Origin of the sequence: Peribacillus sp. NPDC097295, from assembly GCF_044761665.1 — a bacterium.
Taxonomy (GTDB): Bacteria; Bacillota; Bacilli; order Bacillales; family DSM-1321; genus Peribacillus.
The window spans coordinates 1-18,394 of sequence record NZ_JBIWCW010000018.1; the positions used below are offsets into that span (position 1 = coordinate 1).

Here is an 18,394-nt window from a genome sequence, read left to right on the forward strand (position 1 = left end):
GTCCAACGCATACCATGCTTTTCTTTTGCATCTGCGAATACACGCTCAATCGTTTCCTTGCGTTTCGCATAGATAGGTTTTACATCTTGATGATGACGCAGGTGATCTGCTTCTTCCATATTTTCTTGCCAGATATGGCGCGTCACCACTTTTTGATGGTCTTTGCTTTCCGTACACTGTGATAAAAATGAGCATGTCTTACACTTGTGTTTGGGAGATTTATACTCGCGATATCCCTCTTTATTTGTTGTAGAGTACTTTAAAACCTCGCCCGATGGGCAAAGGTAACGGTCAAAATGTTCATCGTAAACATACTCATGTTTGCGGAAGAATCCTTCTTTTGTCCGTGGTCGTGTATAGGGTAAAGCTGGCGTGATTTCTTTGCCGAAAAGATAGCTTGCAATGGCTGGTGTTTTATAAGCTGCATCTGCAGCAACAGCTTCAGGTTTTCCAACTTTCTCAATCACTTGTTCAACCAGTGGCTCTAACATATGGCTATCATGCGTATTTCCAGGTGTTACAATTGTCCCTAACACAAAACCATTACGGTCTGCAGCCGTGTGAAATGAATAGGCAAACTGTTTTGTCCTTTTATCTTTCACGTAGTAACCACTTTCAGGATCTGTTGTACTTTCTTTAATCTCTTTGGTTTCTTCCTTATCAAATTTATCTGGAGGAAAAGGTTTCTTTCCGTGATCTTCACGGTCCTGATTTATTTCTTCTTGAAGGCGTTCTTGATATGCTCGTGTTTCCTTGCGGACCACTTTCTTTGCAAACTTTTGTTTATTTGCACTGGCTTTCACATGAGTAGAATCTACGAATACATGCTCTGCACTTATTAACTTTCTTTGGGCAGCTGTCATTAAAATACGATAAAAAATCTGTTCAAACAGGTCACTATCTTTAAAGCGTCGCTCATAATTTTTTCCGAACGTTGAGAAGTGAGGTACTTTATCGTGGAAACCGTAACCTAAGAACCAACGGTAAGCCATATTTGTTTCAACTTCTTCAATTATTTTACGCATGGAACGAATACCGAAGGTATATTGAATGAATGCAAGTTTAACCAAAATAACTGGATCGATACTTGGGCTACCTACCTCCGAATACATATCTTTCACCAAATCATAAATGAATGAGAAATCAATGGCCGACTCAATTTTAAGAACCAAATGGTTCGCTGACACCAATTGATCCAAAGTAATCATTTCAAGTTGATCTCGCTGAATAGAATTATGTTTCGAAAGCATCCTTATCACCTCAAGTTTTAATACTTCTATTTTAAAACAAAAAAGACTGTAGGCAAAGTCGATTTTCATCGAGTTTGTCTACAGTCTGCAACCACTTGTAGAGTGGTTTTATTTTTCGTAAGAAATTATTTCATTCTTCTTCATCGTTTCAGTAACATCATATATATAGGTATACTGTAGATAATAATCGTATATGACATTATGCAGGATTTTGATTAGTGATTTATCGAAAGTATCAAATTCCGTTTGATAACTGTTCAAGAGCGTGATGTATCTGCCGTCTAGATTTTCATAATAATGCAAAAGAAAACTCTTATAATATTCGCTGTCACTTTTGCTTTTATTTATTATAAAAGGATCCCCGGTTTGGATGGCTTTATCAAGCATCATCTTAATTGATTTAGGTAGCTTGGCTTTCTTGAATTGATTTAATGTGTAAATGTCATAGTTGAAATCAAGTCCTAATTGATTGGAGTAAAACTCCATAGCACTATCCATTGTATAAATTAAAGGAGTTTTAAACTTTTCACTGTTAGCAATTTCTTCTGAGATTTCGAGTTGATATTCCTCAGATGTCAAATACGCTGCAAATTTCATTTTTGCACTGCTCACACTGAATACCTCAAAAACAGCTGCATCTTTTTTTTCAATTTCAAATTCTATATTAAAAAACTTAAAGTGCTTTAAACGGTAAAAGGCTATTGGTGCTAAAAGAAATAACAGAATCCAGACTAGGTAAAGAAATAACATGTTGAAGATAATTTGATAAAAATCAGAGGTTACAATCGGCTCTATAATTAACGTAATTAACGTATGTTCAAAACCTTCAGGGACAGCTTCATTATGAATAGGAATGGGATTGGCGACTTTATTAGGCTCGTTCCATGTTTGAATTCCTAAATGGGTCAACGTAATGAGTGTATATATAAAAATAAATATAGTTCCAATTACATAGAATTTTGGCATGAAGCCTATAATTCTGTCGATAACAGAAATTCGTGTATTTTTCTGATTCTCAATAGCCAATTTATACTCTCCTTTTACAAATTAATAAAGTATAAGAAAAGTGAATAAAGTTAAATAAAAAGAAGCCTGTTTCCTTCCTATTAAGTAATATGTTTGTAGATAAGCAAACATACGTAAATCTTGATTTAAGATGACTTATTTTTTGCCTATACATCAAAGTTACCCTCCCTTATATAGACATATCACCGTGAATTTTTCCTATGTATGTTCGGAAAAGACCATGTTAATTAGTTTTCCAGACTACTGTTTTTTGGACTAAATATAAACTTTTTTGATAAATCATTTTTCGAGATATAGACTAAATAGTATTGGTTCTTTTCATATCCTTCTAGCTAACCCCTAGGTTTCATATATACTTTGCAAGGTACATCTTATTTCTATAGTAGATGTAGTAAAATTACAGGAAAAAGAACGTGAAATTCGAAAAAAATTAATCAGAAACCTATAGTTGCAAGATACTCTTTTGCTGAAATTAAATAATCTTCGCCATCTATTAGAGAAACCAATCAACAAGCAAAAATATAGTCGAGCAAATACTTCTATTCTTCTACATGGTGAAGCAAGAACATTATCAGTTACGTGTAACCTTATTTATCATTTGTATCTTATTGGACTTAGATTGTTTCCCAATTACCCCAATTAATTTTTGTAATTGAACTCTATCTCTTAGCTCTGTTTTCTCACCGCTAATTACTTCCCTATATTCTACAAAAGTGTAGTCTTTTTTATTTGAGTATTCAGTTAATATTTCTTGAGATTCGTAAGCGTTTCAACATTTTCACTTTTTTTCTCTTGACTAGTCTAAGGAAAAGTAGATGGAGCGACCACTTATTATCTCAAAGTTATGTTTATTTGAGCTTCCACTAACAATCACTACGCCTTCAGAGACAAAATCTTGCCTACTTTTCTTTTCATACACAAAGAGAAACGTTCTCTCCAATTCCATGTCAAGGACATAGGCTATTCCTCCCCACCACAACCTTACTGAATCAAACTCCCCTATCATTCCCATTTATAAACCATTTACTTGGCATACCATTCTATGTAATATTACTAAGGGTGAAAATATGTCTTTTTCCTTTGATTTTTATTTATTATCCGTCTCTGGACTTATTTTTATCTTAATTTATTCTAAGAATCTCTTATTTTCCTTTAAGGAGGTTGCATTGACTTGCATAACCTTTTACATTTTACTCAATCGTTCGATACCGATATGAATCAATATATCACTCTTTTCGGTAAGCAGATTTATATCATTTTATTCATCATTATTTTCGCCAAGACTGCTTATATCGTCCTGACCTTCCTGCCTGGCGATGCGACCTTGTTTGCCAGCGGTACGATTGCGGCAATTGGACACCTTAATTTCCCTATTCTTTTGCTATTGTTCTTCCTAGCGACTGTTGCCGGGGATGCTCAGAATTATTGGATTGGCAGCTTGGTGGGAAAATCCTCGAAAAAAGAAAAGAAATACTCGTTATTTAAGTATATTCCAAATAAATCGATTGAAAAAACTCAGCGTTTTTTAACCAACTATGGAAAATATGCGATTATGTTTTCTCGATTCGTTCCCTTACTTAGTACAACGTTGCCCTTTATTAGTGGGTTCACAAGCTATTCGTTCAAACGCTTCCTTGGACACAATATGATTGGTGCAACAGTCTGGACGTTTACTTGGGTATGCGCAGGTTATGCACTTGGTAATCTTTCATGGGTAGGAAGTCATTTATTCCTTTCATTGCTCGGGATTACTCTTGTCAGTTTTATTCCTCCATTCATTGCATTCGCCATTGAATATATGAAAAAGAAAACGGCTGCCGCAAAAGTCCTTGAAATCTGACTTTTGCATGCAGCCGTTTTTTCTATCCAAATTTTAAGTTAGCAAACTATACTTACCCTTGGTTCTTGTCTTTCTTAAGTACAGGAACGTTGGCCCCGTAAAAAATTTCATCCATCTCGGTTTGAAGTCTTTCGATGATTTCATCACGTTCAGTTGGTTTAAGTTTGTCTTCTGTATAACCAAAGAGATAGTTATTAATATTGAATCTTTTTAACTTACATTTAGTATGAAAGATATTTTCTTGATATACATTTACATCAATCATATCGTATAATCCCTTAATTTCATCAGGGATATAATTTTGAATGGAATTAATATCATGATCAATAAACAATTTGCGTCCGTTCCTGTCTCTAGTAAATCCTCGGACACGATAATCCATTGTGATGATATCAGTATCAAAAGAATGAATAAGGTAGTTAAGGGCTTTTAATGGAGAAATTTCTCCACATGTAGATACATCTATATCAGCTCTGAAGGTACTGATTCCCTCATTCGGATGAAACTCAGGATATGTATGGACTGTAATATGGCTTTTATCCAGTTGCATGACAACATTGTTCGGTAAAGGTCCAGGTGTTTCTTTATAGGTATCTGTGGGTACTTCCACAACTGGCCCCTCTGAAATGAGCATCGTTACACTTGCTCCTTGAGGTATATAATCCTGTTTCGCTATATTCAAAACATGGGCACCAATTAAATCTGACACATTCTTTAATATGCTTGAGAGCCTTTCTGCACTGTATTGTTCATCAATGTATTCTAGGTATGCTTCACGTTCTTCCTTTGTTTTCGTATAACATATATCATACATATTAAAACTTAATGATTTAGTGAGATTGTTGAAGCCATGGAGTTCAATTCTTTGCTCAGGTGTAATTTTCATATGCGATTCCCCTTATTTTTTTACCAACATACTTATAATTACCCATTATTTGAGATACAAAACTCTTAATTATCGAAGTGGAGTTTAGCTATATTCTTAAATCGACTTCTAATATAAACGAACGGTAGGGCGCAAATGGTTTGCATCTACCGTTCGTTATGTTTATTTTGTTCCGGATTGGATTAATTTTTTTCTTTTTATCGGTGATAGAGTTCGCTCTAACCACCCTAGTAAAAAGTCAGATAGGATAGCCATTAAAGCCGTCGGAATTGCACCGGCTAGAATGATTGCTGTACCGTTGGTGGCATTGGTTCCTCTGACAATGATATCTCCTAATCCACCTGAGCCAACGAATGTTCCTACTGCGGTTACACCAATGGCGACTACAAGGGCTGTTCGAAGGCCGGCCATGATAACTGATAGGGATAAAGGTAATTCGACCATTCTCAGTAACTGAAATTTAGTCATCCCCATCGCTTTACCCGATTCTAAATACGCATGATCGACACTTGTAATTCCAACATATGTATTTCTTAAGATTGGTAGAAGAGAATATAAGAAAAGCGAGATAATAACTGTGTTCGTTCCTAAACCCATCACGAGCATAAGGAGAGCTAGCATGGCCAAAGCTGGTATCGTTTGAATGACATTAGTAATAGAAAAAACCCACGTGCTTAACTTTTTATGTTTGGCTATAAAAATACCTAACGGGATAGCAAAGATCGCTGCAAAAAGAACTCCGTATGCAGACATTAAAAAGTGACGGTAAAATTCAGTAAAAACGTATACCCAATTCTGGGAATAATACGTTCCGAGTTGTTGTAAGGTTTCCATTAATTTGCACCTCCTATTTACTCAAAGTAATTATGTGCTTCAAGAAACTCAGTTGCTACAGTTGATGGTTCTTTCAATTTCCCATCAACTTCATAGTTTAGTTCCTGCATCTTTTCCGTTGTTATGATACCAATTAACTTGGTTAGTTGCGTTTCAATTTCTGGGAATCTCTCCAACACTTCTTCTGTTGCCACTGGCGAACAGTCATAAGGAGGGAAATAGTTTTTGTCGTCTTCTAAAAGATAAAGATTATTTGCCTTAATACGCCCGTCTGAAGAGTACGCTAAGACTATATCCATTTGGCCATTTTTGACGGCATCGTAAACTAAACCTATTTGCATCGGGTATGTTTCACCAAATTCAATCCCATAGGTATCTACAAAACCCTTATAGCCATCGCCTTCTCTTTTCAGCCAAGCATTGTCGACACCAAGGCTCAAATCCTCAGCATCCCTTTTCAAGTCAGTGATGGTTTTATAGCCTTTTTCTTCGGCTAGTTTTTGTGAAATCGTAAACGCATATGTATTATCGAAGCCATATGAATCATAAAATTTAAAACTGTATTGTTTCTCGAATTCTCGTTGTACAATTTCCATAGCTTTTGCAGGGTCTTTTTCAATATCTTGTAACAAAACACTAGTTAAATCGGTTCCTGTATACCGAGTAGCAGCAATATCAATGTCTCCACTTTCCATTGCTTTTTGCTGTACGAAATTCGATCCGAGATTCTTAATGATTTCTGTATCAAGCTCTGTATTTCTCTCAAGCAGCTGGGCAATCATATTCGCAAGAATTTCAGATTCAGTCATACTTTGCGCTCCGATTTTAACTGTATTTTCAGAAGAAGAACCCAAGCCCGGCAATGTGCAGCCACTGATGAATAAACTAAATAGTAAAAGTGCGGCAATTGTTATTTTTCTATACATGGTAATCCTCCTCAAGCTACTTCCTTCATGCCTTTCAATCCCTTTGGGACGACTTTCCGTTCAATGATCGAGAATATATAATCTATCAGAATGGCCATGATAATAACCGGTACGGCACCTGCGATAATATATTCAGTTTGGTATAAGTTTAAACCGATGAAAATATAATCACCTAGACCCCCACCACCTATGAATGATGACAACGTGGCCCAGCCAATCAAATAAACAGAAGCTGTACGTATCCCGGCCATGATGACAGAAAGTGCGAGTGGAAATTCAACAAACCTAATTCGTTCCCAACTTGTCATTCCGATTCCTCTTCCTGATTCAAGTAGATTCGGATTCACTCCCTTAATGCCTGTATATGTATTCCTGAGAATGGGTAAAACCGAATAGAAAAACAATGCAATAATCGCCGGTGTCTTGCCCACGCCGAAAAATGGTATGAAAAATGCCAGCACTGCCAAGCTTGGAAGTGTCTGAATGATGTTAGCGATTCCGATAATAATTGAAGCACTTTTTTTCATGCGGGTTAACAATATGCCCAATGGGACCGCGACTAGGATTCCTAGTAAAACGGCAATTAAAGAAATATATAAATGTTCCAATGCCTTATAGAGCAATTCCTGCCAGTTTGTCTGTAAAAAATCTATGAATGTATTCATTTCTTTTTCCTCCTACAACGCCCCGGCCATTTCTGCCTCTAGATTTTCTTCTTCTCCCCAAATGCTGTCGTAGACGATATCAACCAATGTAGCTCTTGTAACAATCCCGACTAAATGTTTGTTTTGGTCAACAACAGGCACATATTTGAACCCACGTTTTAAAATTTTCTGTACTGAATCACGTAGTAAAGCATCCTGATTCACCGAATAAACTTCCGGGTTGACCACTTCACTGATATATTTTGCTTTTTTACGATACTCACTAATCGTTTCCACGTCTACAAACCCTTTTAACACATTGTCCTCATCTACTACCAACAGTGAATCAACACGTTTTTCACGCATGATTGTAATGGCATCGGTAAGAGATTTTTCCTCAGTAATCGAAATCGCATTTCTACTCATGATTTGTTCGACCAATAGGTTCGGTCTTGGTTGAAATAAACGTTCTTTCCCTATAAATTCCTCAACGAATTCGTTTGCGGGGTTTCTTAGGATTTCATCAGGAGTTCCCACTTGGACGATTTCGCCAGCTTTCAGTATCACAATACGATCTGCAAGCTTAATTGCTTCATCCATATCATGAGTAACAAATACAATAGTCTTATTAAGGGTACGTTGGAGATTCTTAAACTCTTCCTGCAGTGCGTCACGTGTAATCGGATCAAGTGCACCAAATGGTTCATCCATTAAAATGAGAGGAGGATTAGAAGCGAGGGCCCTGAGGACACCGATTCTCTGTTGCTGCCCACCGCTTAGTTCGTATGGATACAAGTCCAGATACTCAGGACCCATATCAACTAGTTGTAGCAGTTCTAAGGCACGTTCTTTTTTCTTTTGCTCACTCCATTTAAGAAGTCTTGGAACGAGAGTAATATTTTCCAGAATCGTCATATGAGGAAAAAGTCCAATTTGTTGTATGACATAGCCTATCTGTCTCCGTAACTCAACTGGATCCTTTTCCATAATATTTTCTCCATTAATGAGTATCTTTCCATCAGAAGGTTCAATTAGGCGATTAATCATTTTCATTGTTGTCGTTTTTCCGCACCCGCTTGGACCAATGAAACAAATAAATTCCCCTTTTTGGATATCCAATGAAATATTCTTTACTGCTTTTTTTCCTCCCTTATAGACTTTTGATACATTTTCGATTTTTAACAATAGAAGCACCTCCAAAATTCATTTTTACAAATTTTACAAATGTATTACAAACATTATATAGACAGTCTCATATACCCATCACTTTAACCACTTAAACCTGAAATTGAAATTTTCATAGGTAATTGTAATTAAATGTAAAAGATTTATTTTAAAAAGCACCAACTCCTGCGTGCAGATACCTTTTTAAAGAATGAAATTTTAAATATTTTTGTCTGTTCGAAAAAAACTCTTAACTGCTGTTTTTAATCTTTTGATATATATTCTATCGAGGTTATTTTTGAAATAAATATTAGAAGGTGAATGAATATTTAGACTGTATTTTTTATTTTAAGTAAAAAAATCCATTCCGGTACAAGCGGAATGGATTTTTACATTATTGAAGTTTCAAGATATATTTAAAAGCTTTCATATTCATTTAATAGTCACTATCTTCATATTCATCATTTTCGTCTTCCTCATAATCATCAAAGTCCTCTTCCTCCTCTTCCACTTCATAGTCTTCGCCTTCTTCATCAATATCATCTTCTTCAGAGTAATAATCACCATCTTCTTCATAGCCTTCATCTTCATCTTCATTCTCATAGTCATAATCTTCTTCAGAATCTTCATAGCTATCTTCACTATCATCTTCTTCTATTATTTCATCTTCGTAGTCTTCATAAGCTCCGTCTTCCTCTGTTTCTGACCATTCATCTGGGATATCATAATAACTGTCTTCGTCATCATTATAATCGCCACCCTCGAAATACCATTCATCATCTAATTCGTCTTCATAATAGTAGCTGCCAGAGTCATTGTAAAATAAAGCGTCAATCTCCTGTTCTGAGAGTGGATGGGTGATCCATCCTTCGATCATTAGGAATATATCCTTTATCGGTATACTGAAGCCTACTGATTCATCTGCTATCAACTTTGCTGAATTAATGGCTACCGCTTTCCCTGTTTCAATGGATACAAGAGGTCCCCCACTGCTACCAGGAGCAATATGAGCTGACATTTGATAGATATTATCATAGGACCGCTCCCCAATAAGAAAACTGCGATCTACCCCAGTAATGGTCCCTAAAGTAGCTGTATTTTCAAGGCCTAATGGGCTACCTAGCGCAACTACTTCCTGGCCGATTTTAGCTCCTCCTGTTTTTTCTATATCTATTGGCTTTTCCCCGGCTAATTTTGGAACTCGAATAATAGCCACATCCGTGTCATTTGAATAACCGATAACCTTACCATTAAACTCTGTACCACTCTTATCTTTTATGCTTGCCTCGAGATACCCTTCCACTACATGGGCATTTGTCAAAACATCGCCTTTGTCATTGATTAAAAATCCTGAACCTTGGCTGTTCCCGGCAAAAATGGTGAACACTTTTTTCTGGGATTCCTCAATGATCTGTGTCACACTTTTTTTTGTTTCTTCTTTTATCTTTTCAATTGGTTTTGATGCTACTGCGTTTGTTACTTCTTTCTTCTTTCCCGATCCTTCATTATCGTTTTTTGTTTCCACTGGAGTAGGTAGGGTAGTTGTTTTTTTGTTGTCCGCTTCATCCCAATAGTATTTGATGGTAAAAGCAAAAGTTATTATGCTTAAAATACTTAATATAACTAAGAATGGGATTAACTTCGATTTCTTTTTCTTGTTACCACAACTAGAACAATAGTTACCTTCGCTTGATAATTTCTCACCACATGTCGAACAATACAAAAAATCACCTATTTCAATAAGACTTTATGCCTATTATATTGAAAATTAAGGAATATGTATATTAAAATATCATAATAAAACGAGTCTACTATATAAGACTCATTTTTAATATATTTTTCCTAAACTATTTACCTTCCATTAGCGAGCTTTTCTATTTCATTAGAGTGATAAACATGAGTTCCAGTTGAACGGGATTGCGCTGCAACACTCATCGCAGTTGCGACCTTTTTTGCATGTATGGCACGATAAGGGCGTAGTGGGCCAATTAATAAAAATTTAAAAATCGAACTCAGTTTACCAGCAACCTTTTCACCGATCCTCAGTTCATTTCGTTCTCCAAGCAATAACGATGGTCGGAAAATATGTAAAGAATTCAATTCTAACTGTATAAGCGTTTCTTCCATTTCTCCCTTTACACGACTATAGAAAAATTTCGATTTAGAGTCAGCACCCCTAGCGCTTATCACCAGTACATTCTCGACCTTTGCCGCATTTGCCAATTTTCCAGCCTCTACAACATATTCATAATCAACTTTACGAAAAGCCTCTTTGGTCTTCGCTTTTTTGATAGTGGTTCCTAAACATATGAACACATCGTTGACATGAAATAACTCCCTATATTTATCCAAATTATCGAAATCCACAATTTGCAATCTGCATCTAGGATTCTGATATTCAACTTCTCTTCTCGATAACAAATGGATAACTTCATAATTCTTATTAGTACTTAGCACGTTGATTAATTGGGTGCCAACGACTCCGGTCGCCCCTAAAATTAATGCCGTTTTTTTTGTCATAATATGCCTTCTTTCCTTTATGCCTAGAATGGCAATCAGATTCAATTTACAAAAGCTATCAGGACAAATGGTTCACTTGATTAAAATCAGCTATAATCCATGAATTCAATTCATATTTAATCGTACTCAAGCAAGCATTCGACAATTTAGTTTGTTTTGATACGATATTTTCATTGGACATCATCCGTAATATCAAATGAATAACTGCTCCATGTGCAACTAAAATCACATTTTTTTCGGGATATTCTGTTAAAATTTCCTGAAGTCCATTCAAGAGCCTTTCTCTTAAATTTTCTTCTTTTTCCTGATTCGGATAGTTTTTATCAATAAATGCTGCTTCTCTTTCATCCGCTGACATACCTTCAGCGTCACCAAAATTCTTTTCAATGAAATCTTCTTTAAGAATAATTGGGGAAGCGACCCATTCACCTATGATATCGGCTGTTTCCTTCGCTCTTTTTAGAGGGCTAGAAATAATTACATCCCACTCCTCGTTGGATAAGAATTCCCCGCATTTCCTCGCTTGTATCTTTCCGTTTTCGTTTAGTGGTATATCTGTTTGTCCCTGTAATTTTCCTTGTACATTCCAATCGGTTTCTCCATGGCGTACTAAACAAATCGTTGTGATGATCTTCATTCCTTTCAAAATAAATAGTGGTTAAAAATGACGAAGTTCCTTGCTTTCTTTATTGCATGTCTTACATATGTTAAAGACCATAATGAATATGCTTGAATCTTTGGTATGTAGCCAAATAAACGAAAAATCCCCTTAAATAGCTAAAATAATGATACCAAAATTATAATGAATTTAATATCAGGAGCTTTTAAACATTGATTAATAATTGACTTTATAAAGTATGAAGGAATTTAGTATTACTACATAATATTTCCATGGTTTTATTCATTGTCATATGTTTAGATTATGGAAGATGTTTCATATGAGATATCTCACGAATTAAAATAAATGGAGAGGTGCTCACATGAAGGAAATTCTTCTCATCTTATTGTTACAACTTATTTATGTACCCATTTATACTTTACGTACTATATTCTTAGTCAAAAATTTAACCTCTTTAGCCTCTGTTTTAGGTATTGCCGAAATGTTGGTTTACGTCTTTGGTTTATCCCTCGTATTTGGTGGTGACCAAAGCATACTTGCCATGGTGGTATACGCGGTAGGGTTCGGAATAGGCATTATATTCGGAACGAAAATTGAGCAGAAACTTGCTATTGGATTTATCAATGTTACCGTTAATACCCAGACAAAAAATGCTCAGTTAATCGATACACTAAGGGATAATGGTTTCGGTGTTACTCTCTATACGGGGGAAGGCAGGGATAGCAATCGTTACCGGATGGAAATTTTAACGAAACGTAACAGAGAACAAGAATTAATTGCAACAGTTGAAAAGTTCGAACCTAAAGCTTTCATCATTTCTTATGAACCAAGATATTTCAAAGGTGGATTTTTACTGGACCGCCTAAAGAATAGGTGAAGCGCTAATCGATAGACCTAACAAGACCCATCTTAATTCAAGATGGGTCATTTGGTTATTTAGTTTTTGATTTTTTTGTTCTGACAGCTTTTGTTGCCGGCTGTTTCTTGATCCATTTTAGATATTTTTTCAATGCTTCATCATCTTTTAACAAAATGATGGTATACAATCGAATAGCTAACTCACGATTTGAATATAGAGCGTGGATTTGCTTATGGCATGATTTACAAAGAAGGGCGGTTGGTAAGAGACTGCCCCCTTCCTCTCTTGGTGTTAGATGATGGACAGTCAGTTCAATCTCACTTCGAGAACATAACTCACAGGTCCCGCGCATTGCTCCACCTCGGACAGTCAGGGTTCAATACTTTTGCCTTCTTCCACAATATGAAACATCAAATGTGCCAAATGATGGATCGGTCCATACTCTTCCTCTTCCCCTTCCTCTTCTTCCTCTTGCTCCAACCCTTGTAAATATAGAGCCATGAATTCATAAAAGTCATTTTTAGAAAATGAATAACAATCACTAGGATCCTTATTTTCTTCAGGATAATGAAGTACTAGGTGGGAAAGGTCTCCATCTTTATTTTCTGCGTCAAAAAAGACAAAGCCGCCTACATTTGTATCAAGTTCGAATAACCGGCGAAATCCCCTTGACCTCGCCTCAACAAATTCACTGGATGACAGTTTTTGAACTTGCATACTATCTATATTATCTTCTTGGTGGAAACCCACAATAAACGTGTTCATCTCTTAACCTCCTGTTAATCTGGATAAAAGATAGTATTCCCATCTCATCAGATTTATCCTAGTTAAAAGGTCGTTTCCAAGACAATGGGACAATGATCGCTTCCCATTATACTGGAATGAATGCTTGCATCTTTTAAATCTTCAGCCAAACGCTCCGAAACAATAAAGTAATCAATCCGCCATCCAATATTTCTTTCTCTAACCTTGCTCATGTATGACCACCAGGAATATGCCCCTTCCTGGTTCGGATAAAAATGACGGTAAGTATCGATAAAACCCGCTTCTAGCAAGTTGGTCATTTTGCCTCTTTCTTCTATGGTGAAGCCGGAGTTTCCAACATTAGTTTTAGGGTTCTTTAAATCTAAGGAAGAGTGGGCTACATTAAGGTCCCCACAGTAAATGACGGGTTTCACTCTATCCAATGCTTTTAGATGTTCAAGGATTTCATCTTCCCATTCAAGTCGGTAATCAAGCCTCGTCAAATCCCTTTTGGCATTAGGCGTATATACATTTACCATATAAAATTTCTCGAATTCAAGTGTTATAATTCTGCCTTCTGGTTCTTCCTCCCGGTCACCCACTCCATACTTAACCGAAATAGGTTTTTCCTTCGTGAATATCGCCGTTCCTGAATACCCTTTTTTCAAAGCATAATTCCAGTATTGATGATACCCTTCTAATTCAAGTGTAATTTGCCCTTCTTGGAGCTTTGTTTCCTGCAGGCAAAAAATGTCGGCATCCACTTCTTTAAAGTATTCTAAAAATCCTTTTTTTACACATGCTCTTATCCCATTTACGTTCCAAGAAACCAATTTCATTTTTTATTATATTCTCCTTATCTCTCTCTGTTTTCATCTCTATCCCTACTATACTATTGTTTCGATTGCTTGCCCATCAGAGTATATTGGAAAATAAGCGGGCAAAAGATTCCTTTGATCGTTCCATTAAGGACCTGTTTTTATAGGAAAGTGGATCAATTCTTTCACAATCCCTTATATCTTCTTGATAATGGGTTACTAAATCATCAATGGAACTGTTCCCCATCAAAAAGACATTCACCTCAAAATTCAAATGGAAACTTCGCATATCCATATTCGCCGTTCCTACAGAAGCCATATCCTCATCTACAATGATAATTTTTTGATGTAAAAATCCTTTTTTGTATAAATACACTTCGACGCCAAATTGAAGAAGTTCACCGAAATAGGAGCGACTCCCATATTGGGTTAAGAAACCATCATTGACTGCCGGGACCATCAATCGGACTTGAATCCCTTTTAACGCAGCATGCTTCATCGCGGCTTTAATGGCTTGATTCGGCACAAAGTAAGGGCTTGCTATCCAAACTGATTTGGTTGCACTCGTTATAAGGGAATAATAATAATCACTCATGATTCCCTGCTGCGTATCTGGTCCACTTGCAACCACTTGGACAGCTCCATCTCCTTTATCAAACTTGTTCATTTTCGGTCGCTCTTCTAAAACATCTTCTCCACTTACATACTCCCAATCCATCAGGAATACGGTATGAAGCATGTAAACCGCTTCTCCTTTAAGAACCATATGGGTATCCCGCCAAAATCCAATGTTTTTGTTTTTTCCCAGGTATTCTTCTCCAACGTTCAGTCCGCCCACAAAACCAATCTCTCCATCAACAATGATAATTTTCCGGTGATTTCTAAAATTGAATTTTTGATTAAAAAATCCATGCTTTAACGGAGAGAATGGAAATGCCTTCACGCCTGCCTCTTTCATGCGATTAATTTCTTTGTGGGCAAGACTTAAGCTACCTGCAGCATCAAAAATGAATAATACTTCTACCCCTCTATTTGCCTTTTCAATCAGGATATCTATGATTTCCTTCCCAAGCCTGTCCGACCGAAATATATAATATTCAATATGTATAAATTTTTCCGCTTTCTTTAACTGATTAATGATTTCTGCAAACGTTTCGTTCCCATTTTTTAAAACCTTTGTTTTGGAAGATGTGCTGATGGTCGTCTCTGAAGCATTCTTTGCAAAATCTGCAAAGGATTGCTGATGGTTATTCAAAAATGACAAATCTGGAGCCGATATATCATTGACAAGATTTTTCCATTCTTCTCGATCTTTCCTTCTTTTAGTTTGAAATAAATAACCTTTTAGATAAAGTTGACCTGAAAACAAATAGAAAATATAGCCGAAAACAGGAAAACAAAAAAGCACATACATCCATAAAAGCGTATCATGAGCAAACCTATTTTCGAGCATGAGCGAAAACATGGTAATCAGCATAACAACTATGTATAATCCAATAAAAAATAGCTTCACGTCGAAGCTAACAGAACTAAATAAAACCATATAAACAGATGCGATCAAAACAAATAAAAATACAATTTCCATTCTTCTTCTTTTCATCACTCATTCTCCTACTAAAAAATTTATATCTTTATATACCCATAAATCATCAAAAAAGAAACAAAAACACTTACGAAAAAATAACTCGCAAGTGTTTTGTCAGGGTATTATTTTTTGATTGGAATTAAGTTTTCATATAAATCTATATAGTGTGAAGATGAAGAATTCCAACTGAAATCTTCCTTCATGGCGTTTTCAACCAGCTGACGCCACCTTTTCGGTTGGAATTTATACATTCCTACAGCCTGTTCAATTGTATGAAGCATATCATGAGCGTTATAATTCGTAAAACTAAAACCATTACCTTCCCCTGTAAATTGGTTAAAAGGAATGACTGTATCACGAAGTCCACCAGTCTCTCTTACCAATGGTAATGCACCATAACGCATGGCTAAAAGTTGACCGATCCCACAAGGTTCAAACTGTGAGGGCATTAAAAATATATCAGATCCTGCATAAATCCTTCTAGCCATTCCTTCATCGAAATACGTATTCGTTGAAACTTGATTCGGATATTGCTCAGCTAAATTACGAAATGCCGATTCATATTTTTCTTCACCCGTACCTAGTAAAATGAACTGTATGCCCTGACCCATCATTTCATGAAAGACATGTAGGATTAGGTCTATCCCTTTTTGGTCAACCAATCGTGTCACCATTGATATGACCGGTATCTCATCATTGACCGGGAGATTCAATGTCTCCTGTAAATTACGTTTGTTTTTCATTTTTCCTTCATATGTCGTAAAAGGTATTGGTAAGTATTCATCTGTCGAAGGATCATAAGATTCATTGTCTATGCCATTTATAATACCCTTAAGATCACCATTTCTTTTACGCAGATAGCCATCCAATTGCTCTCCATAATAGGGAGTCTGTATCTCTTCTGCATAAGTAGGGCTTACGGTGGTGACATAGTTTGCGAAGGCCAAACCTGCTTTTAGATAACTCACATTACCGTGGAACTCAAGACCATCGATATTAAAATACAATTCACTTAAATCAAGTAATTCCGCTAGGACAGTTTTAGGGTAAATACCCTGATAGAGTAAATTATGTATGGTGAATACCGTTTTTATATCTTCATATAAAGGATGTTTTTGATAATGTGCTTTTAACAATACACTGACCAATCCTGTCTGCCAATCATGGCAGTGGATGATTTCAGGAAGATCTTCTAAAAAAGGAATGGACTCTAATATCGCACGGGAAAAAAAAGCAAATCTCTCACCATCATCAAAATATCCATAACTTCCGTGTCGCTTAAAATAATATTCATTATCAAGAAAATAATATGTAATTCCATTGGCTACCAACTTTTCAATTCCGCAAAATTGCTGGCGCCACCCTACAGGAACTTCGATACTGGTTACATGTGTCATTTCCTTTTTGATATGAAAGGGAAGATCTTCGAATTTAGGAAGAATGACACTTACATTGATTCCTTGCTTTTTAAGCGCTTTTGGGAGCGCTCCTATCACGTCTCCAAGCCCTCCCGTTTTAATGAAAGGAGCGCATTCTGAAGCAGCAAATAGAACATTCATAGCTGTACCTCCATTAAATAACTTCTGCTTTTTTTATGACAGTAGGTTGTTGAAGACCAATAACTTCTTTATCCCTTGTAATTCTAACTTCTTTATCAGTTATAATATTTTCTACAACTGCCCCTTCTTCTATCTCACCTTTTTGCATAATGATACTATTCTTTACGACTGCTCCTTTTTTCACCTTGACGCCCCTAAATAGAATACTGTTCTCAACCGTACCTTCAATATTACACCCATTGGCTATCAAAGAATTTGTAACTTTAGAAGATTGCGTATATTTGGCCGGTGCTTCATTTTTAATTTTTGTATAAACGTTCCATGTATCTCCAAAAAAAGAACGGATAACAGAAGGATTCAAGAAGTCCATATTACTCGAATGAAAACTTTCAATAGAATGTATAAATGGCATATCTCCCGTGAAATGATAGCCTTTAACAGTTAAACGGTGAAGATTGGCTTTAACCGCATCCTTCAAGAAATCATATTCCCCATTGGCAACACAACTCTTAATTAAATTCACCAAAAGGCTTTTGCTGATAATGAAGGTTTCTAGACATACATGGTCCCCCGGTTGAGGTATAGTAAAAAAGCTTATGTCTGTAATAGCACCATCCGTATTCACTGAACATTTATGGTAAATGGGTTTTTCAATGGATTCCCCCACATAATCCTTATAAACGACAGTGATATCCGCTTTCTCTTTTTTATGGTAAGCAAGAACATCATTGAAGTCCAATTTACAAACATGACATCCTGGAGATATGATGACTGTATCTGCCTCTGCCCGCTCAAAAAAGCTGAGATGATCATAAAATTGTTTCATGTCTCCTGTTACCGTCTCATCGGGATGAATAGGGGGCAAAATGAATAATCCACCTGAACGGCGATCTAAGTTCCATTCCTTCCCAGATCCTAAATGATCCATGACAGAAAGATATTTTTCTTTTGGAAAGACGGCAACCTTTGAAACGTCTGCATGAATGAAATTTGACATCGTAAAGTCGATTAGACGATATCGACCGCCAAATGGCACAGAAGCCACATTACGGTGAGCAGTCAATTCTTTTAAATGTTGTTTTTCATTAATTAAATTGATGATTCCTAACACATTTTCCAT

At 36.2% G+C, this 18,394-nt stretch carries 18 protein-coding genes; 2 read left to right on the forward strand and 16 right to left on the reverse strand.

Features of this window, described 5'->3' with window-relative positions; genetic code table 11:
- Together ACIQXN_RS18650 and ACIQXN_RS18655 are read right to left on the reverse strand one after the other, a co-directional pair.
- The coding region (locus tag ACIQXN_RS18650) for an IS1182 family transposase (RefSeq protein WP_402970241.1) at positions 1-1,250 on the reverse strand (1,250 nt) is incomplete at its 3' end.
- Positions 1,251-1,358: 108 nt separating this feature from the next.
- Positions 1,359-2,276: a hypothetical protein gene (locus ACIQXN_RS18655; protein ID WP_402970055.1), complete on the reverse strand. Its 918-nt coding sequence runs from the start codon at positions 2,274-2,276 to the stop codon at positions 1,359-1,361.
- A 1,171-nt stretch (positions 2,277-3,447) separates the two neighbouring features.
- On the opposite strand from ACIQXN_RS18655, the gene ACIQXN_RS18660 reads away from it, so the two are divergent.
- The gene (locus ACIQXN_RS18660; protein WP_402970058.1) at positions 3,448-4,116 is read left to right on the forward strand and encodes a DedA family protein; all 669 of its coding nucleotides are present in this window, start codon (positions 3,448-3,450) and stop codon (positions 4,114-4,116) included.
- A gap of 52 nt (positions 4,117-4,168) precedes the next feature.
- Here ACIQXN_RS18660 and speD read toward each other — a convergent pair whose 3' ends face one another.
- The 8 genes from speD to ACIQXN_RS18700 all read right to left on the reverse strand — a co-directional run bounded on the left by speD (position 4,169) and on the right by ACIQXN_RS18700 (position 11,718).
- Positions 4,169-5,002 carry an adenosylmethionine decarboxylase gene (gene speD / locus ACIQXN_RS18665; RefSeq protein WP_402970061.1) on the reverse strand — a complete coding sequence of 278 codons (834 nt, stop codon included), beginning with the start codon at positions 5,000-5,002 and terminating at the stop codon, positions 4,169-4,171.
- A 162-nt stretch (positions 5,003-5,164) separates the two neighbouring features.
- Positions 5,165-5,836: an ABC transporter permease gene (locus ACIQXN_RS18670; protein ID WP_402970064.1), complete on the reverse strand. Its 672-nt coding sequence runs from the start codon at positions 5,834-5,836 to the stop codon at positions 5,165-5,167.
- 17 nt (positions 5,837-5,853) lie between these two features.
- Positions 5,854-6,762: an osmoprotectant ABC transporter substrate-binding protein gene (locus ACIQXN_RS18675; RefSeq protein WP_402970069.1), complete on the reverse strand. Its 909-nt coding sequence runs from the start codon at positions 6,760-6,762 to the stop codon at positions 5,854-5,856.
- An 11-nt stretch (positions 6,763-6,773) separates the two neighbouring features.
- Positions 6,774-7,427, reverse strand: a complete 654-nt coding sequence (locus tag ACIQXN_RS18680; protein ID WP_402970073.1) for an ABC transporter permease — start codon at positions 7,425-7,427, stop codon at positions 6,774-6,776.
- Between the two features lie 12 nt (positions 7,428-7,439).
- Complete coding sequence (locus tag ACIQXN_RS18685) at positions 7,440-8,591, reverse strand: betaine/proline/choline family ABC transporter ATP-binding protein (protein WP_402970076.1); 1,152 nt, start codon at positions 8,589-8,591, stop codon at positions 7,440-7,442.
- Between the two features lie 415 nt (positions 8,592-9,006).
- On the reverse strand, positions 9,007-10,293 hold the full coding sequence (locus ACIQXN_RS18690; RefSeq protein ID WP_402970079.1) for a trypsin-like peptidase domain-containing protein: 1,287 nt from the start codon (positions 10,291-10,293) through the stop codon (positions 9,007-9,009).
- A 128-nt stretch (positions 10,294-10,421) separates the two neighbouring features.
- Entirely contained in the window at positions 10,422-11,090 is a 669-nt protein-coding gene (locus tag ACIQXN_RS18695; protein ID WP_402970082.1) for an NAD-dependent epimerase/dehydratase family protein, read from the reverse strand.
- Positions 11,091-11,148: 58 nt separating this feature from the next.
- A complete protein-coding gene (locus ACIQXN_RS18700) occupies positions 11,149-11,718 on the reverse strand; it encodes a histidine phosphatase family protein (protein ID WP_402970244.1) in 570 nt (189 codons plus the stop codon).
- 352 nt (positions 11,719-12,070) lie between these two features.
- On the opposite strand from ACIQXN_RS18700, the gene ACIQXN_RS18705 reads away from it, so the two are divergent.
- On the forward strand, positions 12,071-12,586 hold the full coding sequence (locus ACIQXN_RS18705; RefSeq protein ID WP_402970085.1) for a DUF2179 domain-containing protein: 516 nt from the start codon (positions 12,071-12,073) through the stop codon (positions 12,584-12,586).
- Between the two features lie 55 nt (positions 12,587-12,641).
- On the opposite strand, the gene ACIQXN_RS18710 is transcribed toward ACIQXN_RS18705, so the two are convergent.
- The 6 genes from ACIQXN_RS18710 to glgD all read right to left on the reverse strand — a co-directional run bounded on the left by ACIQXN_RS18710 (position 12,642) and on the right by glgD (position 18,394).
- Entirely contained in the window at positions 12,642-12,920 is a 279-nt protein-coding gene (locus ACIQXN_RS18710; RefSeq protein ID WP_402970088.1) for an HNH endonuclease, read from the reverse strand.
- 17 nt (positions 12,921-12,937) lie between these two features.
- Positions 12,938-13,333: a cytosolic protein gene (locus ACIQXN_RS18715; protein WP_402970091.1), complete on the reverse strand. Its 396-nt coding sequence runs from the start codon at positions 13,331-13,333 to the stop codon at positions 12,938-12,940.
- A gap of 62 nt (positions 13,334-13,395) precedes the next feature.
- Positions 13,396-14,151, reverse strand: coding sequence for an exodeoxyribonuclease III (locus ACIQXN_RS18720; protein ID WP_402970094.1), 756 nt, complete (start codon positions 14,149-14,151; stop codon positions 13,396-13,398).
- Positions 14,152-14,227: 76 nt separating this feature from the next.
- The gene (gene cls, locus ACIQXN_RS18725) at positions 14,228-15,730 is read right to left on the reverse strand and encodes a cardiolipin synthase (protein ID WP_402970098.1); all 1,503 of its coding nucleotides are present in this window, start codon (positions 15,728-15,730) and stop codon (positions 14,228-14,230) included.
- Between the two features lie 107 nt (positions 15,731-15,837).
- A complete protein-coding gene (gene glgA / locus ACIQXN_RS18730) occupies positions 15,838-17,274 on the reverse strand; it encodes a glycogen synthase GlgA (protein ID WP_402970101.1) in 1,437 nt (478 codons plus the stop codon).
- Between the two features lie 13 nt (positions 17,275-17,287).
- Entirely contained in the window at positions 17,288-18,394 is a 1,107-nt protein-coding gene (gene glgD, locus ACIQXN_RS18735) for a glucose-1-phosphate adenylyltransferase subunit GlgD (protein ID WP_402970104.1), read from the reverse strand.

Coding starts and splice junctions, on each gene's coding strand:
- ACIQXN_RS18710 (WP_402970088.1), bottom strand. CDS start 12,920: ATGCGCGGGACCTGTGAGTTATGTTCTCGAAGTGAGATTGAACTGACT.
- cls (WP_402970098.1), bottom strand. CDS start 15,730: ATGAAAAGAAGAAGAATGGAAATTGTATTTTTATTTGTTTTGATCGCA.
- ACIQXN_RS18715 (WP_402970091.1), bottom strand. CDS start 13,333: ATGAACACGTTTATTGTGGGTTTCCACCAAGAAGATAATATAGATAGT.
- ACIQXN_RS18720 (WP_402970094.1), bottom strand. CDS start 14,151: ATGAAATTGGTTTCTTGGAACGTAAATGGGATAAGAGCATGTGTAAAA.
- ACIQXN_RS18695 (WP_402970082.1), bottom strand. CDS start 11,090: ATGACAAAAAAAACGGCATTAATTTTAGGGGCGACCGGAGTCGTTGGC.
- ACIQXN_RS18670 (WP_402970064.1), bottom strand. CDS start 5,836: ATGGAAACCTTACAACAACTCGGAACGTATTATTCCCAGAATTGGGTA.
- glgA (WP_402970101.1), bottom strand. CDS start 17,274: ATGAATGTTCTATTTGCTGCTTCAGAATGCGCTCCTTTCATTAAAACG.
- ACIQXN_RS18705 (WP_402970085.1), top strand. CDS start 12,071: ATGAAGGAAATTCTTCTCATCTTATTGTTACAACTTATTTATGTACCC.
- ACIQXN_RS18675 (WP_402970069.1), bottom strand. CDS start 6,762: ATGTATAGAAAAATAACAATTGCCGCACTTTTACTATTTAGTTTATTC.
- ACIQXN_RS18680 (WP_402970073.1), bottom strand. CDS start 7,427: ATGAATACATTCATAGATTTTTTACAGACAAACTGGCAGGAATTGCTC.
- glgD (WP_402970104.1), bottom strand. CDS start 18,394: ATGGAAAATGTGTTAGGAATCATCAATTTAATTAATGAAAAACAACAT.
- speD (WP_402970061.1), bottom strand. CDS start 5,002: ATGAAAATTACACCTGAGCAAAGAATTGAACTCCATGGCTTCAACAAT.